21 protein-coding genes and 2 tRNA genes are annotated in these 25,687 nt (G+C 59.2%); 9 read left to right on the top strand and 14 right to left on the bottom strand.

What is annotated here, in order from left to right; all coding sequences use genetic code 11:
- Positions 1 to 147: 147 nt before the first annotated feature.
- From mobV to FYJ44_RS00420, 8 genes are all read right to left on the bottom strand, one after another.
- Positions 148 to 1,335 (bottom strand): MobV family relaxase, encoded by a 1,188-nt coding sequence (gene mobV, locus FYJ44_RS00450; RefSeq protein WP_154508204.1) that lies wholly within the window; start codon positions 1,333 to 1,335, stop codon positions 148 to 150.
- Positions 1,336 to 1,536: 201 nt separating this feature from the next.
- On the bottom strand, positions 1,537 to 3,318 hold the full coding sequence (locus FYJ44_RS00445) for an AAA family ATPase (protein WP_154508203.1): 1,782 nt from the start codon (positions 3,316 to 3,318) through the stop codon (positions 1,537 to 1,539).
- A complete protein-coding gene (locus FYJ44_RS00440) occupies positions 3,311 to 3,529 on the bottom strand; it encodes a helix-turn-helix transcriptional regulator (protein WP_072337233.1) in 219 nt (72 codons plus the stop codon). Before FYJ44_RS00440 ends, FYJ44_RS00445 begins: the two co-directional genes overlap by 8 nt.
- A gap of 124 nt (positions 3,530 to 3,653) precedes the next feature.
- Positions 3,654 to 4,559 (bottom strand): hypothetical protein, encoded by a 906-nt coding sequence (locus tag FYJ44_RS00435; protein ID WP_154508202.1) that lies wholly within the window; start codon positions 4,557 to 4,559, stop codon positions 3,654 to 3,656.
- Between the two features lie 171 nt (positions 4,560 to 4,730).
- Positions 4,731 to 4,898: a hypothetical protein gene (locus tag FYJ44_RS14405; RefSeq protein ID WP_195840911.1), complete on the bottom strand. Its 168-nt coding sequence runs from the start codon at positions 4,896 to 4,898 to the stop codon at positions 4,731 to 4,733.
- On the bottom strand, positions 4,880 to 6,106 hold the full coding sequence (locus tag FYJ44_RS00430) for a tyrosine-type recombinase/integrase (RefSeq protein WP_154508201.1): 1,227 nt from the start codon (positions 6,104 to 6,106) through the stop codon (positions 4,880 to 4,882). The genes FYJ44_RS14405 and FYJ44_RS00430 overlap by 19 nt, the downstream gene beginning before the upstream one ends.
- A 239-nt stretch (positions 6,107 to 6,345) precedes the next feature.
- Positions 6,346 to 6,422 (bottom strand) — tRNA-Glu (locus FYJ44_RS00425).
- 8 nt (positions 6,423 to 6,430) lie between these two features.
- A tRNA-Gln gene (locus FYJ44_RS00420) sits at positions 6,431 to 6,505 on the bottom strand.
- Positions 6,506 to 6,783: 278 nt separating this feature from the next.
- On the opposite strand from FYJ44_RS00420, the gene FYJ44_RS00415 reads away from it, so the two are divergent.
- From FYJ44_RS00415 to FYJ44_RS00405, 3 genes are all read left to right on the top strand, one after another.
- Positions 6,784 to 8,511 carry a YeiH family protein gene (locus FYJ44_RS00415; protein WP_154508200.1) on the top strand — a complete coding sequence of 576 codons (1,728 nt, stop codon included), beginning with the start codon at positions 6,784 to 6,786 and terminating at the stop codon, positions 8,509 to 8,511.
- A 61-nt stretch (positions 8,512 to 8,572) separates the two neighbouring features.
- On the top strand, positions 8,573 to 8,833 hold the full coding sequence (locus FYJ44_RS00410) for a hypothetical protein (protein WP_154508199.1): 261 nt from the start codon (positions 8,573 to 8,575) through the stop codon (positions 8,831 to 8,833).
- On the top strand, positions 8,833 to 9,303 hold the full coding sequence (locus FYJ44_RS00405; protein WP_154508198.1) for a 2-thiouracil desulfurase family protein: 471 nt from the start codon (positions 8,833 to 8,835) through the stop codon (positions 9,301 to 9,303). Before FYJ44_RS00410 ends, FYJ44_RS00405 begins: the two co-directional genes overlap by 1 nt.
- An 87-nt stretch (positions 9,304 to 9,390) precedes the next feature.
- Here the strand turns inward: FYJ44_RS00405 and FYJ44_RS00400 are convergent, their stop codons facing one another.
- The 3 genes from FYJ44_RS00400 to FYJ44_RS00390 all read right to left on the bottom strand — a co-directional run bounded on the left by FYJ44_RS00400 (position 9,391) and on the right by FYJ44_RS00390 (position 12,953).
- Positions 9,391 to 9,888: a HyaD/HybD family hydrogenase maturation endopeptidase gene (locus tag FYJ44_RS00400; RefSeq protein ID WP_288956870.1), complete on the bottom strand. Its 498-nt coding sequence runs from the start codon at positions 9,886 to 9,888 to the stop codon at positions 9,391 to 9,393.
- A gap of 424 nt (positions 9,889 to 10,312) precedes the next feature.
- On the bottom strand, positions 10,313 to 11,995 hold the full coding sequence (locus FYJ44_RS00395) for a nickel-dependent hydrogenase large subunit (protein ID WP_154508197.1): 1,683 nt from the start codon (positions 11,993 to 11,995) through the stop codon (positions 10,313 to 10,315).
- A 10-nt stretch (positions 11,996 to 12,005) separates the two neighbouring features.
- Complete coding sequence (locus FYJ44_RS00390; protein ID WP_154508196.1) at positions 12,006 to 12,953, bottom strand: hydrogenase small subunit; 948 nt, start codon at positions 12,951 to 12,953, stop codon at positions 12,006 to 12,008.
- A 507-nt stretch (positions 12,954 to 13,460) separates the two neighbouring features.
- Here FYJ44_RS00390 and FYJ44_RS00385 point away from each other — a divergent pair.
- Complete coding sequence (locus FYJ44_RS00385; protein ID WP_154508195.1) at positions 13,461 to 14,726, top strand: O-acetylhomoserine aminocarboxypropyltransferase/cysteine synthase family protein; 1,266 nt, start codon at positions 13,461 to 13,463, stop codon at positions 14,724 to 14,726.
- Between the two features lie 72 nt (positions 14,727 to 14,798).
- Here the strand turns inward: FYJ44_RS00385 and FYJ44_RS00380 are convergent, their stop codons facing one another.
- Positions 14,799 to 16,598: a sigma 54-interacting transcriptional regulator gene (locus FYJ44_RS00380; RefSeq protein WP_195840910.1), complete on the bottom strand. Its 1,800-nt coding sequence runs from the start codon at positions 16,596 to 16,598 to the stop codon at positions 14,799 to 14,801.
- Positions 16,599 to 16,915: 317 nt separating this feature from the next.
- Between FYJ44_RS00380 and grdA the strand changes: the two genes are divergently transcribed.
- The 4 genes from grdA to FYJ44_RS00355 are packed head-to-tail and all read left to right on the top strand — an operon-like array spanning position 16,916 to position 21,538.
- Complete coding sequence (gene grdA, locus FYJ44_RS00370; protein WP_308579182.1) at positions 16,916 to 17,410, top strand: glycine/sarcosine/betaine reductase complex selenoprotein A; 495 nt, start codon at positions 16,916 to 16,918, stop codon at positions 17,408 to 17,410.
- Positions 17,407 to 18,930 carry an SLC13 family permease gene (locus tag FYJ44_RS00365; protein WP_154508191.1) on the top strand — a complete coding sequence of 508 codons (1,524 nt, stop codon included), beginning with the start codon at positions 17,407 to 17,409 and terminating at the stop codon, positions 18,928 to 18,930. Before grdA ends, FYJ44_RS00365 begins: the two co-directional genes overlap by 4 nt.
- A 40-nt stretch (positions 18,931 to 18,970) precedes the next feature.
- Positions 18,971 to 20,218, top strand: a complete 1,248-nt coding sequence (locus FYJ44_RS00360; RefSeq protein WP_154508190.1) for a glycine/sarcosine/betaine reductase component B subunit — start codon at positions 18,971 to 18,973, stop codon at positions 20,216 to 20,218.
- Positions 20,219 to 20,242: 24 nt separating this feature from the next.
- Positions 20,243 to 21,538, top strand: coding sequence for a glycine/betaine/sarcosine/D-proline family reductase selenoprotein B (locus FYJ44_RS00355; protein ID WP_154508189.1), 1,296 nt, complete (start codon positions 20,243 to 20,245; stop codon positions 21,536 to 21,538).
- Between the two features lie 81 nt (positions 21,539 to 21,619).
- On the opposite strand, the gene FYJ44_RS00350 is transcribed toward FYJ44_RS00355, so the two are convergent.
- Complete coding sequence (locus FYJ44_RS00350; protein ID WP_154508188.1) at positions 21,620 to 23,344, bottom strand: potassium channel family protein; 1,725 nt, start codon at positions 23,342 to 23,344, stop codon at positions 21,620 to 21,622.
- Between the two features lie 179 nt (positions 23,345 to 23,523).
- Positions 23,524 to 24,246 carry a hypothetical protein gene (locus FYJ44_RS00345; RefSeq protein WP_229772426.1) on the bottom strand — a complete coding sequence of 241 codons (723 nt, stop codon included), beginning with the start codon at positions 24,244 to 24,246 and terminating at the stop codon, positions 23,524 to 23,526.
- A gap of 176 nt (positions 24,247 to 24,422) precedes the next feature.
- Here FYJ44_RS00345 and FYJ44_RS00340 point away from each other — a divergent pair, with 176 nt between their 5' ends.
- A complete protein-coding gene (locus tag FYJ44_RS00340; protein WP_154508187.1) occupies positions 24,423 to 25,628 on the top strand; it encodes an HlyD family secretion protein in 1,206 nt (401 codons plus the stop codon).
- Positions 25,629 to 25,687 lie beyond the last annotated feature (59 nt).

Genomic DNA, 25,687 nt, shown 5'->3' with positions numbered 1-25,687 from the left:
GATGGTTCTCCTCTGACTCGTTGGAGCTATGCCCCGGATGGGTATTTTGTCTTTTCCGGTCAAGCGGGACGCTTGCCCACTGGCTTCACGTCAGTGAAGCATAGTGGGCTATATCTTCGGCCTGTGCGAAGATTCCCTCCCGACGCCTTACCTCATTCTCATGCCACGGGCGAAGTGCGCCTGCCGACGCTCCCTGTCCCGCGCCTCCTGCGTCTGCCGCTGCCGTTCCTCTTCCTGCTGCCGTTGGAGCTGTTCGGCACGCTTGCGCTCCACGAACTCGATATGCAGCGGACGGATTTCCGGCAGAAGCAAAAATTCCCGATAGCCTGCCATGATTCTCTTCATTTTCTTCAACTGAGTTTCCAGCACCTCTTTTTCCTCATGGTTATGTTTCCTGTGAGCCGTGTATTCCGCTTCAAGCCGAATCTGTTTCTGACGTAACGTTTCCACTTCCTGTTGCAGACTTTCTTTCTGCTTCTGAACAAGATGTTTGACGGCAAGCGCCTTTTTCAGCTCTCCAATAATGGAAGAGGCTTTCTCAAGCACAGACGGATAATTGAAAAGAGAGGCTTTCGGTAGAGAGGAATTTTCCTGAAGAAACTTTTCCGCCTCCTCAGCCTGCCGCTCATACTCCTCAATGCTCTTTCTCAACTCTTCTTCACGCTGTTCCAATGAGCTGATAAACTGTCGTGAGTTTCGTGTGGCCTCTTCGGATTCCTGAATCAGTTTCTCCAATGCTTCCTGTTGCTGCTTGAATTCGCGGGTATCCAGATGCTTTTTCACGGAACCAGGCATCTGTTCCACACCGCGCTCAATGGCGAAGCCCCGGCTTTGCAGATAGGCGGGAAGCTCGGATTGCAGTTTCCGCAGACTCTGGCGGGTATAAATTTTGTTGGCGTTGAGCCTCCCTTCCGGCGTCACCGGTACATGAAGGAAGTGCATGTGCGGCGTCTTCTCATCCATGTGAACCATTGCGGAAATGACATTCTCAGCGCCCACAAACTCCGTGAGAAAGGCCTTGCTCTCCTCAAAGAAACGCCTTGTTTCCTCCGGCGTGAGCCTGTCAAAAAACGCCTTGTCCGAAGTGACGATAAGCCCGCACATGCGCACGGCGTCCTTTCTTACGGATTTGACCAGCAGGAGGTCGTCAATACGATTCTGAATGCCTTCGGCATAGTTCGATGCTGCGGCTTCGTGCAGCTCGTAGTTCGCCGCGCTTCTTTCGTAGTCAATATCGGGGTTGCTGCGGCTCTCCCGTTCCCGCCGGTTATGGCTCTGGATGCCGCGTATGGCTTCTTTCTTGAATTTGTCCATATGGAGTACGAGATAGGACATGGCAATACTTCCTTGTATCAATGGATGTCCCGTTCTTTCTGTGGCAGGAATGCGGGACACTTTTTCAGTTTACGCGGGACAAACGTTGAAAACATGTTCGGATTTGGCTGGACTTCATAGGATAACAGATACGATGAGTATTGCAGGTGTCCCGCTGTACCGGCGCTTAGGCAGCGGTACAGCGGGACACCTGAAAAATGGTCAAGCGAGACCTTCCAGTTTTCTTTTCAGTCGGTGGACAGATGATTTCGATTTTCCCATTTCCTCGGCGCAGTCGCGAATGCTGTATCCCTCGCCAAGCAGCCTTTTCAATTCCTCCAGTTCAACATCTTCAATATCCCGAACCCGCCAATGCAGGGCATTGCCTTCGGTAATCAGGTTGGCTTCAAAGGGTTTGGCATCATCGCCCAATATGCCCCGTGCCTTGGTCAGATGAACTTCAAAACGTGCGCCTTCGGCCATGCTGTATTCCCGGGGCCTGCGCAGACTGATCACCGTGTCCATGATATCTTCCCTGGCGCTGGTGCCGCGTTGATCGCCGGATTTTCCGGCATGATGGATAAGCAGGACGGTCATCCCTCTGCGGCGTAATTCCAGCAGCCACGCCTGCATGGTCTGCCATGACTGAGACTCGTTTTCCTTGCCGGTGCGGCACAAGGTTGCAATGTTGTCCAGCACAACCATGTTTACGTCTTTCAGAAACGGCTCAATCATGGTCTGTCCGCTGGCTGTGGACAAATCCGGCATGGGGCAGGGCTGTAGATCCGGTGTGATGAGCGCCATGTTTTTCAACGTATGCGGAGGAACAGACATGCCGTTGACAAGAGCGGAAAGACGGTTCTGCATAGACGTGGCGGGCATTTCCCCATCCACATACAGCGTTCGCTTGGGCATCGGCGCACGCCAGTTGAACACGGCTCCGCCGGAAGCCACCGCAACGGCGATGCTCAACGCGGCGAATGTCTTGCCTATACCGCGCGGAGCGTACAGGATGCCTATGCCCTGTACCGGAAGAACGGGCGATAAAAGATACCCCCGTTCAGGTATGGACATGGAAAGAAATTCGCCCATGTCCAGAGCGATAAGACCTTGCTGTTTGATCAGCGCCGTTTCCAGTTGCGAACGGACGGCCTCAATGCCTTCTATCTGGTGAAGGTCATTAAAATCTGTACCGTTGGCGTCGGTGAAGTGGGGAAACAGAAGTTGAGCGTTTGCAAGTCCGGCTGCCTCTTCCCCCTTCCTGAGTCCTGCTTCGTCATTGTCGCCGCAAATGATGATTGTCTTGTCCGGCAATCGTTCTTTCACCGTCTTGGCCACTCTCGCGAGATTGTTTGCGGAAAAGGCCACATAAACCGTCCAGCCTGTGGCAAGATGGATACTTGTGCCTGTGGCAAAACCCTCACAAACGGCAACGGGCTTTTCCGGCTGCCCCTGAATGATGAATTGTCCTCCAGATACCTTGCCGCCCACGAGAAAACGCTTTGTTCCATCAGGATAGACGCGTTGCAGACTTTGCAGATTGTTTGCGGCATCCATAACAGGAATAAGCAGAGAGCCGTCCCGTGACTGCCGTATGCCTTCCAAAGCCGGAATGCCCTTGCGGCGCAGATAGGGATGATTGGCGTCGCACATTCGTGCCGAGTTCCATTCCTGTCTGGCCAGTTGAGCTGCTTCAGCATGGCGTTCGGCATATTCCGCTTCGCGTTGCCGCTGTATGGAGTGTTGACGCTCCCGCCATGCGGATATTTCCGCACTTGAAAGTGTCTGTTTTGCTTCGGCGCAAAACGTGCCCTGTTCTCCGTTTTCCCAGTTGCACCACCAAAGCGTCGCAGGGGTATCGACATGCGCGATATATGCACCGTTTTGTTTGTGCGGTTTGGTCTGGGTAGGACAACGATGCAAGTTCCCGTCCGCCATGATTTCGGCCGGAATCAATCCCTTGTCGGTCAGGATGTCCCGAAAGGTTTGCAGGGGATTATTCATGATTCTCTCCCTGACGGCCAAGGCTTTCGATAAATACAGCAATGTCCTCCGCCCGCCAGACTGTTGTTCTGGGACCGAGCTTCACGGGTTTGGGATAACGTCCGGTGCGACACCCTTCCCACCATGCGCTCTTGCTTATGGGAATCATGTTGAGAACCTGAGGAAGACGCAAAAGGCCGTGAGCGGGTATGGACGGTTGATGCTGTTTCATAAAAAAATCTCCTGAATCTGGTTGGATTTCAGGAGACTCTGGCACACGTCCGAAGATTCCCGTGAGGGAATCGGACGGGAAAATGACGGGAAAATCTAAAAAATACGGGAAAATGGCAAGCTGGTCATTCCTTGACTATGGAGTATGCATCTGCTTCCTTGAGGAGCATATACATCAAATTGCGATAGGATTTGTCGTCCCTGTACTCTTTGCCCGCAAGCAAGCGCCCCACATGCGTCTTTCTGCCCTGCGGAGTTTTGTGACTGGTCTCGGATTTTTGAGGACCACACCAATACAGGAGAACATAAGCGATGACTGAAAGAGGATACTTTTCTTTCATGGCGTCACGGACGGCGGCGTCCGGTCTCCCTTCCCAAAAGGCTCTGGGAATACGAAAAACGAATTTGCCATCATGCGGTGCCCTTTCACACAGGGGAACTGCCACCGCTTTGTCGGCAACGGAAGATTCTGGCGAAGCTGTCCGTAAAACGGCCTCCACAAGGGCACGGGTGATGCCTTTCACTTCTCGGCGTAAGGGGTAATAACGGAGATATCTTATAGCAACGTTCCTATCCACCATTATGGTATCGGCAAAGATATGCGCAATGAAGTGATAACTTGAGGCGGGAATGGAGAATATCGGTTTCTCAAAGAGAGGCGAGTCCGGTGAATACTGCGCGAAGATGTCTTCTGTGCTCAGTATTTTCAAACTGCTGAACAGAAATTCTCGTTCCTCGGGAAAGACAGACGCCGTATCTTCAAAGGATTCTTCAAGAATGACATTCAACCCATATTGTAGGGAGGTAACAGGAACAAGCGTTGATATCTTTCTGAAAAATTCCATCACATCAAAGCCAAGCAGATATGTCTGAATGCCCGCCCCCAGTTCCGGCACTGAAGGAAATTCCGGCATCTGCGTTCCATATGCGACATGATTGCCCGCAACAAATGCCTGCCAGCAATTTTCATAGGTCGTGTGCCATAGCCCCAGAGGCTGAACGGCGTCAGGCCAGAGTGCCTGGGCAAGCATTTCACCTTCTCTGACTGTCAGGCCATACGCCTGCCGCACTCTGCCTATGGTTATGTTCTGTCGGTCTGTCATGGAGGAAAGGATACCCTGTCGCCCAAAAATGGACAATAAAAAACAGCGGCAGGGATAGTCATGTACCTTCCGTGCCGCTGTTTTCCTGTAAAACCTGTTTCAGCTATACCACGCCCGGATCATGTCCATGTCGTCATAGCCGTATTGTCTCATACGCTCCTTGTCTTCTTCACTCCAGCCGGTGTCATTGCTCGTCACCTGCGTCTCGTCTTCTATTTTCCCGATGGAGATACAAACATCACGGTCTGTCATGGTGTCCTTTTGCATACTCCCTCCTTATTTCTTTTCTGCTGTGTGTTGCGTAATCCGTCCAGATAGTCCGCCCAATCCTGCATCATCTTTCGGCGCTCAGGCAGATATTCCGCATAATTGTATGCCGCACGCACTTCGTCCTGCTCCCCGTGGGCAAGCTGCCTCTCAATCCAGTCCCGGTTATAGCCGAGTTCGTTGAGCAGTGTGGATGCGATGGAGCGAAAACCATGCACGCTCATTTCGTGCTTCTGGTAGCCCATGCGCCGAAGCGCATTAAGCATGGTCGCATCGGAAATGGGCCGTACCTCCGTGCGGATGGAGGGAAAAAGGAATTTTCCCTCCCCGGAGTATTTTTGAAGTTCCCGAAGAATGAACATTGCCTGCCGGGACAGGGGCACAAGATGCTGACGGCGCATTTTCATGCGTTCCGCAGGGATGCGCCATTCCCCGGACTCAAGGTCGAATTCCTTCCATTGGGCAGCCCGCAGTTCCGTGGGACGGGTGAAAACCAACGGAGCCAGCTTCAAGGCACAGACCAGAGGAAAATAGCCTTCGTAGGCGTCGATATCCCGCAAAAGCTGGCCGACTTTTTCCGGTTCCAGCACCGCCGCGCGATGGACCGTTTTTCTCGGCCTCAAGGCTCCCCGGAGATCGGCTGCGATATTGTGCTTTGCCCGGCCCGTGATGACCGCATAGCGGAATACCTGATTGATGATCTGCAGCACTCTCCGGGAAGTCTCATAGTTTCCCCGCTGCTCCAGAGGCTTGACCACCTCCATGATATCCCGTGTTTCCAGTTTGGCGATGTGCGTTTTGCCAATACGTGGAAAGATGTAGGTTTTCAGCCGGTACATGACGGTTCCCTGATGCTTTTCAGAAAACTCCGCCATGCGGGTTTCATGCCATTCTCTGGCGATATTCTGGAAGCTCTCGCGTTCGGCTGAGATTCTGGCCTTCTTTTCTTCCCGTTTCTGCTCGGAAGGATCAACGCCTTTGGCCAGCAGACGCCGGGCATCCTCGCGTCGTTCTCTGGCGTCCCTGAGCGAGACGCTGGGGTATTCCCCGAAACTGAGCAGTTTGCTCTTGCCGTCAAAGCGGTAAGCCATCCGCCAGAGCTTGCTGCCGCTGGTGGGCACATAGAGGAACAGGCCGCCGCCGTCGAAATATTTGCGGGGCTTTGAATCGGGTTTCAGACTGCGGATGTGGGTATCGGTAAGAGGCATGGGCACTCCTTGGTTGTCGTTGGACGGAGAGATACCCACATGGACAAAAATATGTTTGATTCCGTCAGGTTATCCGTGTAGGTATCGGAAATATCGTACCACATTCCTACCTACGGATATACCCACAAATTTCATGGATGCAAGCGGACGAGGCTGGACTTCGGGAAACCGTATTGGAATGAAAAAATAAAGAATGCCAAGGTCTTTTGGACTTTGGCATTCTTCTTTGTACCTAAATTTGGCGTCCCCAAGGGGATTTGAACCCCTGTCGACGGCGTGAAAGGCCGTTGTCCTGGGCCGGCTAGACGATGGGGACGCGCGTGTTGGCTGGGCTGCAAGGACTCGAACCTTGATTAGCGGAGCCAGAATCCGCCGTCCTGCCAATTGAACGACAGCCCAACACGAGGTGGAAAAATAGATGAGGAGGGGGGGATTGTCAATAATTTTTCATTCAAAATTCAAAAAGTTTTTCCAGCCGGGAACGGTTGCGGCATTATCACCATATAAGAAGTCACGGGTGAAAAATTTGCGACTTGAAAATACGCATATTATTGTGTATAATATCACAATATGGTTGTTATGCCGGATAAAAAAGGAACATTGTTAATGGCGCTACGGCACACTCCGGCTGGTCGGACGTGTCTAAAAAAACAGTAGATGCTGACAGGAGGAAAGGGATGTCTCAGGAAAGCTCGGCGATTGTTGTCGACAGAGCAAAGTCGCAATGGTCCGATCTGTGGAAAAAGGAAGATTACTGGGCTATCTGGATCGGCTTCTTTATTCTGGCCGTGGCCATCGGTACGGTCTTCAGCGGCCGTCAGGATCTGGAGAGCAAGTACGATCAGTATGCGGCGGTCATGAAAGCCGAGTCCGCCAAACCGTTCAAAACCGTTGAATGGTATGAGGCCTCCGCCGCTCAAAAAGGGCTTCAAGGCCAAAAACTGGCTTCAGTCAAGGCCATCATTGATCAGTTGAAAACACCGGCCCGCTGGCAGTCCAATCCGCTGGACGCTCTGATGATGTCGCAGGCTCAGGCTGACAAGGCCAATGAAGCCGTCCGGCCGAAAGTGGATGCGGCCAAGCAGGCTGAAGCCGCCGCACTGGCTTTGGCCAAAGATGCTGAGACAGCCGCCGCCGGCGCTTCTTTTGGCGACGCCACGCTGAACGCCGCGGCTGAAAAGGCCATCGGCGAATGGCAGGCCGCCAAGAAAAAGACTGCCGACGCCGCCAAAAAGCTGGTTACGCCCTTCAACCGCATTCCCACGCTGATTGTGCTGGGCCTCGTGTTGGCTGTGCTGACCTCCATCGGCGCCAAGTTCATGGGCTTTAACGTGGGCAAGTTTTTTGTCGCTTTTCTGGGCGTGTACGTGCTCTGCGTGCTGGCCAATATTCTCGGCAACCAAAAGACCATGCGGCTTTACGGCATCAACGCCGAAATCTGGTCCATCGCCATCGGCATGATTATCGCCAACACCATCGGTATGCCCAAATGGCTCAAAGAGGGCGCGCAGGTGGAATACTTCATTAAAACCGGTCTGGTGCTGCTGGGCGCGGAAGTGCTCTTCCACAAGATTATGGCCATCGGCATCCCCGGCATTTTCGTGGCCTGGGTAGTGACGCCCGTCGTGCTGATCAGCACCTACATCTTCGGCCAGAAGGTGCTGAAGATGCCTTCCCAGACCCTGAACATTGTTATTTCCGCCGACATGTCCGTGTGCGGCACCTCGGCGGCTATCGCTACGGCCGCCGCCGCACGCGCCAAAAAAGAAGAATTGACTCTTTCCATTGGCCTTTCGCTGACCTTTACGGCCATCATGATGGTGGTTATGCCGGCCTTCATCAAGGCTGTAGGCATGCCTGAAATCCTGGGTGGAGCCTGGATAGGCGGTACCGTGGACGCCACGGGCGCGGTGGCCGCCGCCGGCGCATTCATCGGCCCCAAAGCCCTGCAGGTGGCCGCTACCGTCAAGATGATCCAGAACGTGCTCATCGGCGTAACCGCTTTCTGCGTGGCCATATACTTTTCCACCAAGGTTGAGGCGCGGGCCGGCGAGAGCGTGGGCGCCATGGAAATCTGGCACCGCTTCCCCAAGTTCGTCATCGGCTTCCTGGCTGTTTCCGTCATTTTCTCGCTGGTCAGCAGCGGCCTCGGCGCCGACTTCGGCAAGATGTTGGTGGATAACGGCACCAACAAGATTTCCGTGCCGTTGCGCGGCTGGTTCTTCGGCCTGGCCTTCGTCGCCATCGGTCTGACCACCAACTTCCGCGAACTGGGCAAGTACTTCAAGGGCGGCAAGCCCATCATCCTGTATGTATGCGGCCAGTCTCTGAACTTGGTTCTGACCCTGCTCATGGCCTGGATCATGTTCTACAAGGTCTTCCCCGAAATCACGGCCAAGATCTAACGCTAAGTGCAAGAAGGGCCGCCGTGTTCTGTCGCGGCGGCCCATTTTTAATGGGGGGGACATGTCGCCTGTTGTGCGCAATTTTTTGAAAATGGGCGGATTGGCCGTGGCCCTGTGGTTTTTTTTTGCCGTGCTGACGCCGCGTCTGGTGGCTTTGTCGCCCGCCTGGCAACGTTATGACGCGGCACAGGAGGAATACGGTCTGGACAGCGGCGCATTGTATTACTCCAATGTGCCTGCCACCCAAGAGGCCGAAGAGGCCGTGCGGCGGGCTGTGCGCGAAGGTATGCGGCAGCGGCGTATGATGGCGAAGGAGCACTGATGGCAGATGCCCCGCGGATACGTTATGTGGTCAGCGGTTGTCTGGCTGGTCTGGCCTGCCGCTATGACGGCGGCAGCAACCCTTGCGCGGCGGTGATCCGTCTGGTGGAAGAGGGGAGAGCTATCCCGGCCTGTCCGGAAAGTCTTGCAGGATTGCCGGTTCCCCGGCTTCCCTGTGAGCTGGCGGAAGGGAGCGTGCTTTCCCGGGACGGGCGGGATCTGACAGAGGATTTTCTGCGTGGCGCGCAACTGGCCCTACGCACGGCACAAAGCCGGGGCTGCACGGCGGCCATCCTCAAAAGTCGTTCTCCTTCCTGCGGTTTCGGTCGGATTTATGACGGCACGTTCAGCCGTGCGTTATGTCCCGGCGAGGGCGTCTGGGCCCGGTTGTTGCGTGAAGCGGGCTTTGCCTTGTTCAGTGAGGAACACTTGCCGCCGGAGTTGGGCGGAAAGGGCGAAGGCGAAGATTAGGCCGCGGTCAGCGGCTTTTTCTTTTGCCGGGCCTGAGTTCCCTGTAAAGGCATTTTTCGGCTGACCGCACTTCTGCCCCCCCGCATTTCAGCATTGATCTGTCCTGGCTTCGGCCACGATGCCGCGCCGGGCCATTTCCTCCACGGCCTTGCGGCAGAATTCCGGCAGCAGGGCTTGGGCCTGCGGACTCAATCCCACCTGCATGGTTTTATAGTCAAAGGGTTGCAGGCCGATGATCACAGCTTCGGGTCTGTGTCCGGCCAGGTGGCAGGTGATCAGCGTGTCCAGCAGGTCCGTCTGGTGCATGGAGTCGCGGAAGCTCAGGCTTTTGCGCAGATCTTCGCCTTCCAGCAAATAGACCGTGCCCGGCGCTTCCGGTCCCAGCACCACATCCAGCACCACCAGAAAGTCACATTCCAGAAGCTCCGGCATCAGCATCAGGCCCTGGGTGCCGCCGTCCATCAGGCGCACCCGCTCGGGCCAGCGGTAGTGGGTTTCCAGATACTCCACAGCCCGCACGCCGAAGCCTTCATCCGTCAGCAGGATGTTGCCCACGCCCAGAATCAGTATTTTTTTGTCGTCCACACGTCCTCCTGACGGCTGGGGAAAGATGCAAAGGTTAGGGCCGGTCACGCATCAAATGTCTCAAGTGCGCCGCAAAGATTTTAAGGAAGAATTCTTGCGACAAAAGTAGACGAGCTTTGCCCGCCGTAAACGTGTATTTTAAGCGTTAACTGCGCTAAAAGAAGCGCTGAGTCAAAGGGCTTTTGCACTTTAATGAGGGACAGACCCGTGCCGCGCTGACGGCCTCATTCGTTCGCATGAGACTGAATCCCCTTCTCCGCAGTGGCTGACGCAAGGCGGACGCCGGAAATGTTTCCGGACAAGTATACGTTTCACACCGAATGGGTCCGGCGCGGTAAAAAACAAAAAACATGAAGCGGCATTTTCAAAAAAGGGCGGGGAAATATCCCCGCCCCTTGCTTCATTCTGTTTCAGCTGTTGCGAATTACAGCACCTTGAACTTGTGCACTTCGTTGGTTTCTCCGTCGATCACATGCACAGCGCAGGCGATGCAGGGATCGAAGGAGTGGATGACGCGCAGGATTTCCACCGGGCGCTTGGGATCGGCCACCGGCGTGCCCGCCAGGGCTTCTTCGGCCGCGCCGGGCACGTTTTTGGCGTCCCGCGGTCCCAGGTTCCAGGTGGTGGGCACCACAAGCTGGAAGTTGGCGATCTTGGCGTCCGCATCGGTACGCAGCCAGTGGGATAGACCGCCGCGCGGCGCGTTGACGAAGCCCACGCCCTTGGCGTCCTTGGGCGCGTCGTAGTTCTCCACGATCTGCTTGTCTTTGGTGATATTGTCTTCGTATTCGTTCAGCCAGGTTTCGATCTGCTGGGCAATGGCCAGGGTTTCGATACCGCGCGCGGCGGTGCGGCCCAAGGTGGAGAAGAGGGCTTCGGGGCCCACGTTCAGGGTCTTGAGCACATGATCCACCAGCGGCTTCACGGTCTTGTGGTTCTGGGTGTAGGCCACCAGCACCTGGGCCAACGGGCCGGTTTCCATGGAGATGCCGTCATAACGCGGCGCCTTGAGCCAGGAATAGCGGTCCGTATCGCCCATCTTGGTGAAGGCGGGCTTGGTTTCGCCCTGATAGGGCGGCAGAGCCTTGTCACCTTCGTACCAGCTGTGGCGGACGTGTTCCTCGATCTTGGAGGGATCGAAGCCCTGAGGATTGCCGATTTTGCGGTCCAGAATGACGCCCGGCTTGAACCAGCGTTTCTGCAGGTCGCGTTCGCCGCCCGCAGCCGGGAACTCGCCGAAAGCCATGAAGTTGTGCGTACCGCCGTAGGTGGCGCATTCTTTGTAATTGGCGGCCACGGCGAGCAGATCCGGGATGTAGTAATTCTCGATAAAAGCGCGGGTTTTCTTGTAAAGTTCCTTGAATTCCTTGATCCGCTCAGGGGTCAGGGCATCGTAGCAGGTTACGCCGCCGCCCACGGTAAACTGGGTGTGCGGGTTTTTGGCCCCGAAGACGGCCATGGCCCGCGCCGCTTCCACCTGGACGCGCAGGGCCTGCAGGTAGTCGGCCGTGGCGATCAGGTTGACTTCCGGGCTCAGGGTGTAGGCCGGATGCCCGCCCAGGAAATAGGCGTTGGTAAAGGGACCAAGCTGGCCGCTGTCCACAAAGGTTTTGAGTTTGGACTGGACGGCCCTGTAATCGTCGGCCGTGACCTTGCGCGCGGAAATGGAGGTGGCCACGCTGGCCGCTTTGGCCGGGTCCGCCTTCAGGGCATTGGTCACATCCACAAAGTCCAAGGCGTGCAGGGCATAGAAATGCACCAGGTGGTCATGCAGGAACTGCATGCCCAGCACCAGGTTGCGCAGATAGGTGGCGTTAGCCGGAATAGGCTTGTTGATGGCGTCTTCCAGGGCGCGGGTCGAGGCCAGGGCGTGCGTATAGGTACAGACGCCGCAGGTGCGCTGGGTAAAATGCTGGGCGTCGCGCGGGTCGCGGCCTTTGAGAATGAGTTCCAGGCCACGGAACAGGGTGCCGCAGCTGCGGGCTTCCTTGATCTTGCCCTTTTCCACTTCCACTTCAATACGCAGATGCCCCTCAATACGGGTCAGCGGATCCACCACCACCGGGCCGGTGTAATCGCTCTGGGGCGCTTTGATGACTTCACTCATAACTTCCCCCCTAGTTCTGGTAGAACGGCGTCATTTCGTCCCAGAAGCCGGGCTCGCTGCAACCGATGCAGGGATGCCCGGCGCCCACCGGCCAGTTGGTCTGATTGAACAGAGCCTTGGGACAGTTGTTGTATGTCTGCGGACCCTTGCAGCCCACTTCATACAGACACCAGCCCTTGCGGGCTTCCTCGGAATTGAAGGAGGGCGCGAATTCGCCGGCGTCGAAATGTTTGCGGCGTTCGCACAGGTCATGCACGCTCTGGCCGTAGAACATGGTCGGGCGACCCAGTTCGTCCAGCTCGATTTTCTGGCCCTTCAGGAAGGCCACGAGGGTGCCCACCAGATTGAGCGGGTTGGGCGGACAGCCGGCGATGTTGATGGCCTTGACGCCCAGATCACCGTAGGCGTCGTTGACGCCCTTGGCCGCCGTGGGATTGGGTTTGGCGGCCTGCACGCCGCCGTAGCAGGCGCAGGTGCCCATGCTGACCACAGCCTTGGCCTTGGGCAGAATGCCTTTACAGATGTCATACATGGTGTGGCCGCTGATGTAGCCGTATTTGCCTTCCATGGCCGTGGGAATGGCCCCTTCCACCACGCAGATGAAGCCGTCGGGGCCGTTGACGGCCTGCTGCAGGGCGTCTTCAGCGGCTTCGCCGGCGGCGGCCATGATGGTTTCATGGTAATCCAGGGAAATGGTATCCAGGATCAGGCTGTCGATGAAAGGTTTGTAGGTGCGCAGCAGCGCTTCGGAACAGCCCGTGCATTCGGCGGCGTGCAAATAGACCACCGAAGGACGGCGGCCTGTCAGAGCCGCGGCCACATCCGAGGCGAAGGCCGGGCCCATGCCCATGGTCACCGCCACCGCCGTGCAGAATTTCATGAAATCGCGGCGGCTGATGCCCTGGCGTTCTAAACGCTCCTCTCCGCTTTGTTTGCCCAGACCCACGGCAATACGCATAATAGCCTCCTGGCAAAGGTGAGTAAAAGGCTGAAGGAAACTCCGCCACAGAGTCTCCGGTTGCTGCGCACTGAGCAGATATTCCGCCACAATGAGAGGGGCGCGCGTCCGGGGCATGAAGCCCGATGCGCCCGCGGCGGCTGTCCGTGCGGGATGTCAGCAATAACTTTCGGATGGCATGCCATCTTCCAGCGCGGCGGCTCACGGAAACATTGCCCTGTCCGGTCTCTCGCACAACGGAGACGGCCACCATTTGTCATTAAGAGTATACCCTGAAAGATGAAGGGTCAATAGGGAGGATTTTTTTTTGTTGTCGTTTGCGCGCGCCGTCACAAGGCGTTGAGGGGCGGGTGCTTGCCTTGCCTGGGCGCATGGGATAACTTTTCGCCGCGCGTTGCCTGCGCGGCACGAGTCCGACGGCGGGTCGCCATTGTGTCGCAAAGCGGTTCCGCATTCCTGTTGTGCGGATGCGCGGCACATTCAGCTTACTCCGAGGAACATATCGCCATGAAACTGGAATCCCTTTGCCTGCACGCCGGTTACAGTCCTGAAAACGGACAGCCGCGCGTTCTGCCCATCGCCCAGAGCACAACCTTTAAATATGCCTCCACCGCCGAAGTGGCCAAACTGTTTGACCTGGCCGAAGCGGGCTTTTTCTACACGCGCCTGGGCAACCCCACCGTGGATGCCGTGGAGCAGAAGATCGCCGCACTGGAAGGCGGGGTGGGGGCCCTGTGCACTTCCTCGGGGCAGGCCGCCAGCATGCTGGCCGTGCTCAATCTGGCCCAGAGCGGCGAGCATCTGGTCAGCGCCTCCAGCATTTACGGCGGCACCTTCAATCTCTTCGCCGTCACCCTGAAAAAGCTGGGCATTGAGGTGACCTTTGTGGACCAGACAGCTTCCGACGAAGAACTGGAAAAGGCCTTCCGGCCCAACACCAGGGCGGTGTTCGGCGAAACCCTGACCAATCCCTCCATGGATGTGCTGGATATCGCGCGTTTTGCCCGGCTGGCCCACCGGCACCGCCTGCCGCTGATCGTGGACAATACCTTCGCCACGCCCGTGCTCTGCCGTCCCTTTGAGTTCGGCGCGGACATCGTTGTGCACTCCACCACCAAATATATGGACGGGCACGCCCTGCAGATGGGCGGCGTCATTGTGGACAGCGGCAATTTTGACTGGACGTCGGGCAAGTTTCCGGAATTCACCGAACCCGATCCTTCGTACCACGGCCTCATTTACAGCGAAACGTTCGGCAGGGCCGCCTATATCGTCAAGGCCCGCGCGCAGCTCATGCGCGACATGGGCTGCTGCCAGAGCCCGCAGGGCGCGTTTTACATCAATCAGGGATTGGAAACGCTGCCCCTGCGCATGGAGCGGCACTGCCGCAACGCCGCGGCCGCGGCCGACTATCTTGCCGGACACGCCAAGGTGGAATCGGTCAATTATCCCCGCCTGCCCGGCAATCCCAACAAGGCCCTGGCCGATACATACCTTCCCAAGGGATGCAGCGGCGTGGTCTCCTTTTCGCTCAAGGGCGGGCGCGAGGCCGGCGCGCGTTTCATCGACAGTCTGAAAATGATTTCCCTTCAGGTGCATGTGGCGGACATCCGCACCTGCGTCCTGCATCCGGCAAGCTCCACACACCGCCAGCTGAGCGACGAGCAACTGCGGGAGGCGGGCATCACGCCCGGCATGGTGCGTCTTTCCGTGGGCCTGGAGAATCTGGACGACATTCTGGCGGATCTCGCCCAGGCCCTCGAACAGGCCTGAACCGTTCCACTGACGTCTGTCGCAAAAAGCGGGAAGGCTTCGGGGCCTTCCCGCTTTTTGCGTTTGTTTCGCTTACGGCCTGTCCTGAGCCAGCAGGCGGTAGAGCGTGGCCCGCGAAATGCCGAGTGCCTTGGCCGCCGCTGATTTATGCCCTTTGCAGCGTTCCAGGGCATGCTCCACCAAGCGGACGCTGTAGGCCCGCAGCAGCGCATCCATGTTTCCGGAACTTTTCAGCTCAGCGTCAGCCTGATGCAGGAGCTGGGACGGCAAATGCTCCATCTCGATCAGATCCCCCTCCAGGATGTTGAAGGCGTATTCGATGACGTTGGCGAATTCGCGCACGTTGCCCGGCCAGTCGTAGAGCATGAAGGCATTGTAGACATCCTTGGACACGCCTTTGACCCGCCTCTGAAAAAGCCGGGAATAGTGCCGGAGAAAGTGGATCACCAGAGATTTGATGTCTTCCTTGTGTTCCCGCAGCGGCGGAATGCTGATGGAAACCACGCTGAGCCGGTAATAAAGATCGCTGCGGAACAGCTGGAGCCGCATCTGGGCCGACAGGTCGCAGTTGGTGGCGCAGATGATCCGCACGTCCACCCGCCGGGTGCTCTGGCCGCCCAGACGCTGCACCTCCCGCTCCTGAATGATTCGCAAAAGCTTGGCCTGAAGCGGCAGCGACATCTCGCCGATTTCGTCCAGAAAAATGGTGCCGCCGTGGGCCTGCTCAAAACGCCCCGCGTGTCCGCCTTTCTTGGCCCCGGTAAACGCGCCGGCCTCGTAACCGAAAATTTCCGATTCCAACAGGCTTTCCGGCAGGCTGGCGCAGTTCAGCTTGATGAAGGGCGCATGTGACCGCTTGCTCAGGGCGTGCAGGGAATGGGCCAACAGCTCCTTGCCCGTGCCGCTTTCACTCTGGATCAGCACTGTGGACGAGGTGCGGGCCACTTTTCTGATCATTTCCTTGAGTCGCAGGATTTCCCGGCTCTGACCCACAAAGTCCGACAGGGCGTATTGCGCGCCGCCGGTATTGCGTTCCTCTTCCGCTTTGGCGCGCGCCGCCGTCGGCGGGGAGGAGGCGATGGTTCCGGGCGCGGCGGAAGGCGCGGGGATGACGCCGGATGCGTCCTCATCGGAGGGCGCGGCTTCAAAGATATAGAGCGCGTCGTGGCAGCCGTTGCAATACATGAGCGGCCGCCGGGTCACGGCCAGGGGCGTCGTGCCGTCAGTGGGCGCTTGACCGGGAGGGGGCAGGAGAGGCTGGAGAGCGCGCAGTTTTTCCTGAGCCGTACCTTGGGAAAAGTCGTCCATAAAGGCGAAAATATCCGCGGCCCTGGCCCCCTGGGCCCGGACCAGTGCGGCGGGCGGCAGCAGGGCCTCCAGAGCCGGATTGAAAAAGACGATCCGGCCCCAGGCGTCCGTGACCAGCAGGCCGGAATCCATCTGTCTCAGAGCGGCCGTCATGCGCGCAAGCTGTGTGGCGCTTGCGCTGTAGTCGGCGGCCAGCTGACGCAGGTCCGTGATGTCCCGCAGAATGACCGCCAGACGGGTTTGCCCGCAATGCGCTCCCGTCTCTATCTCAAACCGCGTCCCAAGCTGGCCCCCCAGTTGTGCTCTGACCAGAAAAATCCGTTCCTCCAGGACGATCTTCCGCTGCTGGACAGCCGCGCTGTCCCGGATCTGGAAAATGCTTGCAGGTTCCAATTCTTTGATCAGTTGCCGCAGCGCGGATTTTCGCCGTCCTTTGGCGAGATCAAACAGTTTTTCAGCGGCCTGATTGGCGTACAGCGGTCTGCCGCTGGAATCCAGCAGAAGGAAGGCGTCTTCAAACGCGTCCAGCACGGTGTGCGAAGGTGAAAACTCCGTATCCGGCATAAAGTGTCTCATTTTTAAGATTTTGTAATATATTTAAAACAAAATTAATTATAATAATTATAATATATTAATAAAATAATGCTGAGTTTTGTATTTTTTTTAAGAATTTTTTTCCAGCATACACCGCCCGGAATCGTTTGCAAGGCTTTTTACCGTCCCGGTTTTCGCTTCCTCTCGCGGCGAAGCGCGGCACGGGCGGCGCGCAAAATGGGGCGAAAGCCGGGATGTCCATGCCATGGCGGAAAGATGGCCGCGACGCTGGCATATAACTTGCTTTTTATTTCACTGCTGCGCGGCCCACAGGACACGCGTTGCAAATGGAGGAAGCCATGCGCGGCATTCAGGGCAGAAAAGTCATTATCATCGGCGCGGTGGACGGCATCCCCGCTGAAGCGGCGCGGCGGGCGGCCGAAGCCTGCGGCGGGGAAGTCATCTTCGTGGCCAATCAGTTCTTCGTCTGAATGACAGCCGGAGCCATGGATCTGGAAGATCAATGGAAAATCGCAAAGCTCATTGAGCGCCACGGCAGAGAGGATATTCTTGTGTTGCTGGGCTGTCCGGACGCGGAAAGCAGCCAGATTCAGGCCGAAACCGTCACATTGGGCGATCCGTCCATGGTCGGTTTGCTGACCGGCAGCAACTATTTTCTGGAAGTATACCATCTGGTGGAGCCGGAAGTGCTGCAAGCCGTGCCGCGCGCCGTCTACGCGCAATATATCGGAGGCTATGCCGCCAAACTGGATGCGGACTCCATCCGGAAACGGATGCGGGAGGTTCGCGCCCTGGCCGTAACAACGGGGGAAGGATTATGAATGCGTCACAGAATCCGGGCAACGCGATTCAGCCGCAGGCTGCTCCGGGCAAGATCAAGATTCCGGGCCTGCGCAATCTGTGCAAAATTGTTCTGGCGTTGCTCTGCGCCCTGGTCTTCCACTCTCTGGATTTTGGTACGGCCCTGACGCCGCAGGGGCACGGTATTTTGAGTACATTGCTGTTCATGGTGCTCATCTGGGTTACCGAGGCCGTGTCCTATTCCGTCAGCTCCTTTTTTCTGATTGTCTCCATGACGCTGTTCACGGCCTTTGCCGTGGACCCGTCCACAGGGCAGATGTCGGGCACGGGCAAGGCGTTGGGCATGTCCCTGAACGGCTTCAAGTCCGGGGCCTGGATTCTGGTGGTGGCCGCGCTTTTTCTGGCCGCCGCCATCCAGAAGAGCGGCCTGGGCCAGCGTATCGGCCTGCTCATTCTTTCCCGCATGGGGGCCAGGCCGCGTCAGGTGCGCCTGGGCATTCTGCTGATGTGCTTCGTGCTGACCCTGTTCATCCCTGCTCAGGCCGCCAACGCCGCGCTGATGACCGCCGTGTGCGTGGGCCTGATCGACGTGTTCAAGATCCGGCGCGAGGACAATCTGGCCAAGGGCATGCTGCTGATCGTGGCCTTCGGCACGGGGCTGGCGGGCATGGGCGTGCTGACCTCGGGCGCGCCGCCCATCCAGACCGCCGCCTTTATCGCCCAAGCCACGGGCCATCAGATTTCCTGGCTGGAATGGCTGAGCTACGGCCTGCCCTTCGCCCTGGTCATGGGCTTGGTGCTGCTGGGCCTGGTGGAGCTGTTTTTCCCTGTGGGCAAGGCGGAAATACGCAGCGGCCGGGAGACCATCCGGCAGGAGCTCGCCAAGCTCGGCCCGCTGAGCGTCAGGGAACGTAATCTTCTGATCATCATGTGCTGCACCATTCTGCTCTGGGCCACAGGCAAGAAGCTGCACCCCCTGGACAGCAGCACGGTCGCGCTCTGCGCGGTGTGCGCCATGTTTCTGCCGGGCGTGGCCGTAAGCACCTGGAAGGAAATGGTCAACGTGGTCAACTGGGGAACGCTGATGCTCTTCGGCGCGGCCATTTCCCTGGGGCAGGCGCTGCTCTCCTCGGGCGCGGCGGCCTGGGTGGCCCAGAACACCCTGGCCCGTCTGGGCATGGGCGCTTGGCCGCCGTTATTGATCATCGGCGTGGCGGCGCTGTTCTTCGGCGTTTTCGCCCTGGCGTTTTCCGCCCGCTCGGCGGCGGTGGCGGCCCTGGTGCCCACGGTGATCGGCTTTGCCCAGGCTCTGCCGGAATCCGCCGGCCTGAGCGTCTGGGGCCTGTCCATGATTCTGTATTACACCATCCAGTTCTCGCTGTTGCTGCCGGTCAATACGCCCATGTCCATGGTGGCCTATTCCACCAATACCTTTTCGGCCCGTGAAATGGCCAGGGTGGGGGTACCGCTCTGCCTGATCGCCATCCTGGTCATGATACTTTTCTCCGCCACGTACTGGCGCTGGGTGGGCGTGCTGTAGAGACGGCCCCGGCGAGCGGCGGTATAGCAAGGAGCCGAACATGCGTCTGGAACTCGCGCGAATCAAAGTGGAAGATGTTGTTTCCGGTGCCGAAACGACCCTGACAGGCCGGACCCTGAGCATCGACAGGGAAGAACTGCTGGCCGCTGTGGACCCCGAGGGATTTTTTGCGGAAAAGCGGGTCAGCCTGGTCCGGCCCGGGCAGTCGGCGCGGATCATCGGGATCATGGACGCCATGCAGCCCCGTTGCAAGATCGGCGGCGGCACAAGCCCCTATCCGGGAGCCATCGGGGAGATGCACATGGCCGGGCAGGGCCGCACTCATGTGCTGGACGGCGTGTGCGTCATGCAGACCGGCAAGCGTCAGGGCATCCAGGAAGGCATTGTGGACATGAGCGGCCCCGGCGCGGCCTATTCCCTGTTCAGCAGACAGTGCAACGTGGTGCTGGAATGCCTGCCGCCGCCGGACGTGAGCAATGCCGTCTTTGACGAGGTCACCCGCCGTGCTCTGGCGCGGGCCGCGCTGTATCTGGGCGAGGCCGCCAGAGACGCCGTTCCGGATGAGGTCGACGTTTTTGATGCGGACCGGCCCGTGGACCCGGCCCTGCCCAAGGTTGCCTACATCTATTATCTGCAATCGCAGGGGCCGCTGCGCAATACCTATGTCTACGGCCTGGAGGCCAGAAATCTGCTTCCCACCCTGCTGCATCCCAATGAGGTGCTGGACGGGGCCATTGTCAGCGGCAATTACATCATCGCCTGTCAGAAAAATCCCAGTTTCCTGCACGCCAATAATCCCGTGGTGCGTGAGCTGTATGCCCGGCACGGCGTGAGCTGCAATTTTGTGGGGGTGATTGTGGCCAATGAAAACAGCACCCTGACGGATAAAAAACGCAGTGCGGATTTTGCCGCCAAGCTGGCGCGGCAACTCGGCGCGCAAGGCGTGGTGATGACCCAGGAGGGCGGCGGCCATGCCGACACGGATCTGATGCTCGCCGCCAAAGCATGCAAGGAGAGGGGCATCGTCAGCGTCATGCTGATCAACGAACTGGCCGGAGCCGACGGCGACCAGCCGTCCCTGGTGGATACCACGCCCGAGGCCGTGGCCGTGGTCAGCACCGGCAACAACGACCAGGTGATTTCCCTGCCCGCCGTGGATGTGCTGTGCGGCGGCGCAAGCCTGACCAATGTGCCCGACGCGGCCGCGGCTTTTTCCTCCGCGCTGGGGCGCATGTACACGGCCACCAACCAGTTGGGCGCGTACGCGCTGCAGGCCAAAGCCCGCTAGCGGCGGACGCACGGAGGAGAGGACATGTTGCGCATCGTGCACTATCTCAATCAGTTTTTCGGACAGGAGGGCGGCGAGGAAAAGGGCGGTATGGGTCCGCTGCTTAAACAGGGACCATGCGGTCCGGGCGTGGCCTTTGCCAAAGAGCTGGCCGACCTCGGCGTCATTGTGGGCAGCGTGATCTGCGGCGACAATTATATGGCCGAGCATACGGAACAGGCCGTCGGCGAGCTACTGCCCATGATCCGTTCGCTGCAACCCGATCTGCTCATCGCCGGTCCGGCTTTCAATGCCGGGCGTTACGGCCCGGCCTGCGGCGCGGTATGCAAGGCCGTGCAGGAGGAACTGCGCATTCCGGCCGTCACGGCCATGTATCCGGAAAATCCGGGCGTGGATCTCTACCGCCGGGACGTGCTGATCGTTAAAGCCGGACCGTCGGCGGCGGGTATGCGCGACGCGGTGCGGGCCATGTCGGCCCTGCTGCGCAAGCGCGTGGCGGGCGAACCCACCAGCCCCGAGGCGGACGGCTATCTGCCCTCGGGCATTCGGGAAAATGTCCGGGCGGCGCGTAGCGGCGCGGTGCGGGCCGTGGACATGCTGCTGACCCTGCTGGCGGGCGGGGAAATCACAACCGAGTTGCCCATGCCCGTTTTTGATTATGTGCCGCCCGCGCCGCCCGTGCGGGACATGGCGCGGGCGCGCATCGCGCTGGTCACCGAGGGCGGCTTTGTGCCCACAGGCAATCCGGACCAGTTGGAATCCTCGCGCGCCGGGAAATACCTGCGCTATGAACTCCATGGCGTGGAATCCCTGAGCGGCATGGATTTTCAGACGGTCCACGGCGGCTACAACAACGCCTTCGTCAATGCGGATCCCAACCGGCTCGTGCCGGTGGACGCCCTGCGCGCCCTGACGCGCGAGGGCCGGGTGGGGGAGATGGCCGACTATGTTTACAGCACCACGGGCAACGGCACATCGTTCGAGAACAGCCGGGCTTTCGGCGCGGCCATTGCCGCAGCCTTGAAACAGGACAAGGTGCAGGGGGTGATCCTTACCTCCACTTGAGGCACGGGCACTCGTTGCGGCGCAACGATCACCAAGGAATTGGAACGGGTCGGCATTCCCACGGCGCAGATCTGCACCATCACTTCCATCGCCCAGGCCATCGGCGTCATGCGGGTGGTGCCGGGCGTGGGCATTCCCCATCCGCTGGGCAATCCGGCGCTGGACCCGGTTTCGGAACAGAAGCTCAGGCGGGAAAAGGTGGAACGCGCGCTGGAGGCGCTGACGACGCCACTGGAGGAGGCGCGTATTTTTTAGCGCGGAAAATTTTTTTCTTACGCAACGGGGCGGCCCCGCATTCTATGGAGCCGCCCTGTGTCGTCGCGCGCCTTCTGGCGTTCAGTCCGTCAATGCGCTATCTTGGCCGAACTTTTCGTAAAAGGCCTTTTCCGCCTGGGAATCCCCGATGATGTACATTTCTTCGCCTTCCGCGAAAACATGGTTGGGGTCGGGGTTGATGTGCATTGCGCCCTCGGCGTCGCGCAGGGCCACGACGCTGCAATGGGTCCGGCTGCGGATGCCGCTGCCCATGAGCTGCTTGCCGGCAAGGCTTTTGCCCACGGCGCTGCGGAAAATGTTCAGTCCCTCGTTGATCATCAGCACTTTGCCGGGCGCCAGCAGGTTGATGATGCTGTTGGTGACCATGGAGGCCAAGGAGAGCACCAGGTCCGCCCCGGCCGCGTGCAGAATGCCCACGTTGCGGTCGAGTGTGGCGCGGCTGATGATCTGGATGTCTTCGCGCAGGCGGCGGCAGTAGAGGGTCAGATAGATATTGGTGTCGTCGTCATGGGTGGTGATGAGCACCGAGGGGGCCGTGCGGATGCCCGCCTTTTCCAGCACGTCCAGATCGGCGGCGTCGCCCACGACCAAGTGATCTTTCAGGCCGCGGGGCTTGGGATTTTTGTCCACAATGCTGTAATCACGGCCGCTGGCGTGCAGTTGACGGGCCGCCGCCAGACCCACCCGTCCGCAGCCCAGAATAACCACCGGCGCTTCGTTGCAGGTCTCCCCGGCGGGGTCACACGGGCCCAGCAGATGGTTGACGGCGTCGATCTGGCGGTAGTCGCCGGCGATGACCATGACCATGGTGTCCGTAAACACGGTATCCGGGGCAGGAAGCAGGAACTTGCCGCGCTCCCACAGCCCCACCACATTGGCGCCGGTGGCGTTGCGCAGGCCGCTTTCGCGCAGGGATTTGCCCACCAGCGGCGTGCGCATGACCGGCGCCTCGGCCACCACCAGTTCGTGGTAGCGGCTGACGACGCTGGAGCGGGCCTGGGCGTTGAGCACGCGCCGGGCCAGGGCTTCGCCCAGCAATTTATGGAACTGGAAGACATTCGAGCAGCCCGCCAGTTGCAGGATGTCGATGGCGTCCTCGCTCTGGGCCGCAGCCACAATAGGCACGCCGGCGTCCACGTCGCGGGCGGTGAACACGATGTTGGTGTTGCGCACATCGCTGTCCAGAGCCACCAGCATGGCGGCCTCGGGCAGGCGCAGGTTGCGGTAGACCTCGCTGGAGTCGTGTTCGCCCACCACCGCCTCATAGCCCTGGTCCAGCATATCCAGGGTGGTCTGGCTGTCGTGGCAGAGCAGCACGCAACGAGCGCCGTAATTTTTCAGATCGTCCACCAGGTTGAGGGCAATGGGACTGGTGCTGACCACAATGACGTGCCCCTTGGTGTCCGCCGGGATGGAGCGGGGCGTGTGCCCTTTTCTCTGGGCCTCCAGCCAGGGAGCGTAAAAAAACTGGATGAAGGTGAAGGGCAGCATGATCAGAAGCAGCAGCACCCCGGACATGAGCACCACGATGGAGAAAATCCGCCCCAGATCCGAGGTGAAGGTGATGTCGCCGAAGCCCAGGGTGGACATGACCGTCAGCGTCCAGTACACGCCGGTCACCCAGGAAAAACTGCGGTCCTCATGCTGCATGATGTAGTGGAAAAGGATGCTGTAGACGATGATAAGACCCAGCAGCATGGCGAAGAAGCGCAGCAAAAAGCCTATATTGCGGCGTACGCTGTGCTGTTGCATGAACAGGGTGATCTGTGACGAAAGAAATTTCATGGCGGCTCAGGTGAGGCTGAAGGTGAAAGGCGCTGAATGGGCTGCTCCGGCGTGCGCCTGAGCAGGTTGTTATAAATCCGGGTCTTCCCGTCAAGTGGAGAATGCGGGCGAAAAACCCGGATACGTCGGTCTGCGGCGTATCCGGGCCGAAAAGCGCGTCGTCGACGCGTCACGTGGAGTTACAGACTGCGTTCTTCCAGGCCGTCGTTTTTACCGGCAGGGGCTTTTTCCGGCGGTTCGGTGACGGTTTGCAGGCCGGGCACCACATCCTGTATCTCGGTGGCGGGCAGAAGGGGATCGGCGGCGGCCCGCTCAATGACCTTGCTGTTGCGCACGTAGAGATTGCAGGCCAGGCCGAAGCACTCCCACACGGCGGCCACCGTGCCTTTGAGCGCTTCGCGCCCGTCGCGCGGCGGCGGCACGAGCACGTAATAGGTGCGGGTGCGCCCGCCCATCTTGGGTTCCACCAGGCAGGAGACGATCCACTCGTCCTCGCCGTCGTTGTTCCAGTCGGCAATGGCCACCATGGTGACGGTCAGCTTCTGGGTGGCATGGTTGATGCTGAAGCCGTTGGGACGGCGCGTGACCCGGCTGTCGGGCTGGAGGGTGGCGGCAAAGTTTTCCCCCAGATAGACGTGCCCCGAATCGCCGAACATGAAGGAGGGCGAGAGCCTCCGAAAGAGCGTGTCGCCGTAGTCGCTGAAACCTGCCAGGGAAAAGGGGGCCACATAGGAGCCCTCGCTGTCCAGCAGGTGGCGGGCCTGGAGTTCCTTGGGCATATGCCGGGCCATCTGGACGAATTCCTCTTTTTCCACCACAGTCACGGGGCGGGTGGCGCAGCCGGACAACACGCCGCCCAGACAGAGCAGGGCGCAGAAACGCACTATGAACATGAGGGACATGATTTCTCCTGTTCCGGGGCATGGTTGCCGGAAGCGTCATTCCGCGCGGCCCTGGAAGCTTCGCCTTTGTATGCGTCCGGACCGGGCTTGTAAAGAGCGGTTTCCCGACGCTGGTACAATATCTGCATATTTTTTCCAGATCTGTTTTTCTGACATTTTGATCTGCCGAGGCATGTATGGCGGAATCCCTGTATCTGGAAATGCCCACGCGGAAAAAGCCCCCGATGGGGGGGCTGCTTCGCCGGTTGCGGCTTGTCATCTCTCTGGCTGTGCTGTTCGTTCTGTTGGCCGTTGGCTGGTGGTGGCTGGACGGCGGACGGGCGGTCAGCGCCTGGGCCATGCTGGACGGCATGGTCTACGCGGTGTCGCCGGAATTTTCGGCCCGGCTGGAAGCTCTGGACGTGCGTGAAGGTGATATGGTCGCGGCGGGGCAGCCCGTGGCCCGTATGGATGCGGGCGGGTACGCCCGCCGCCTGAACGAGGCCGGACGGGAAGCGGCTTCCCTGCGGCCGCCGGATATGGCGGAAATGGCCGGGCGGCTCCGGCAGGCGCAGGAAGCGGAAAAGGACCTGGTGACGCGCCTGGCCCAGGCCCGGCACGAGGAAGAAGCCAAACGGCGACAGCGCGAAGAGCGCGTCACCGAGCATGTGCGGGCTCAGCTCAATCTGCGTTCTCTGGACAGCCAGGGCGGGGAGCACGCGGCGGGCAAAAGCCGCTACGCGGCGGCGCAACGGGCCGAAACCGAGGCGCGCGCCCGCATGGAGAGTGCCAAGGCGGATTTTGAGCAGGTCAGCCGCATGCGCGCGGCCATGGGTCAGGAATTGGGCCGGATTCGCGACGAAATGCTGCGGGCCAAGCAACTGGCTTCACGCAACCGCTACGCCGCGCCGGGGAACGCCCGCGCGTCCGCGCCGCTGCCCGTTCAGGCGGACGGCGTTCTCTACGCGCCGGTGAACGGCCGCGTATTGCAGGGCAGCGCCACGCCCGGCCAGGAGGTGCAGAGCGGCGAGCCCGTGCTGCTGATTCTGCCGGAAGGCGCGGACGCGGCCCAGGCCTACTGGGTACAGGCTTACTTTCCCCTGGCGGACGGAGAGGCCATCAGGGCGGGACAGGCCTGTGACATCCGGCTCAAGCCCGACGGCGCGCGACTGAACGGCACAGTGGCCGAAGTGCTCGCGCCCCAGCCCCTGCCGGAAGGACAGGAGCGGGCAACAACGCGGAACATGACGCAACAGGCCAAAGGGACTGAAGTTCGCGGCGCGGCGCTTTTCCTGCCCGTAAAGATCACGCTTGACGGCCCGCCGTCCGCCGCTCTGACGCCGGGCGAACCGGTGGACTGCGTGATCAAAACGCGCAATATTCTGGGCTTCAGCGGTTTTTAGAGTCGTTCGCGCATGAAATGCATCAACTGCTCTGCAAGGAGTTGTCCGCAACTCCTTGC

This window comes from Desulfovibrio porci (genome assembly GCF_009696265.1).
GTDB lineage: Bacteria > Desulfobacterota > Desulfovibrionia > Desulfovibrionales > Desulfovibrionaceae > Desulfovibrio > Desulfovibrio porci.
This window is presented reverse-complemented; position numbering and strand designations above follow the sequence as displayed.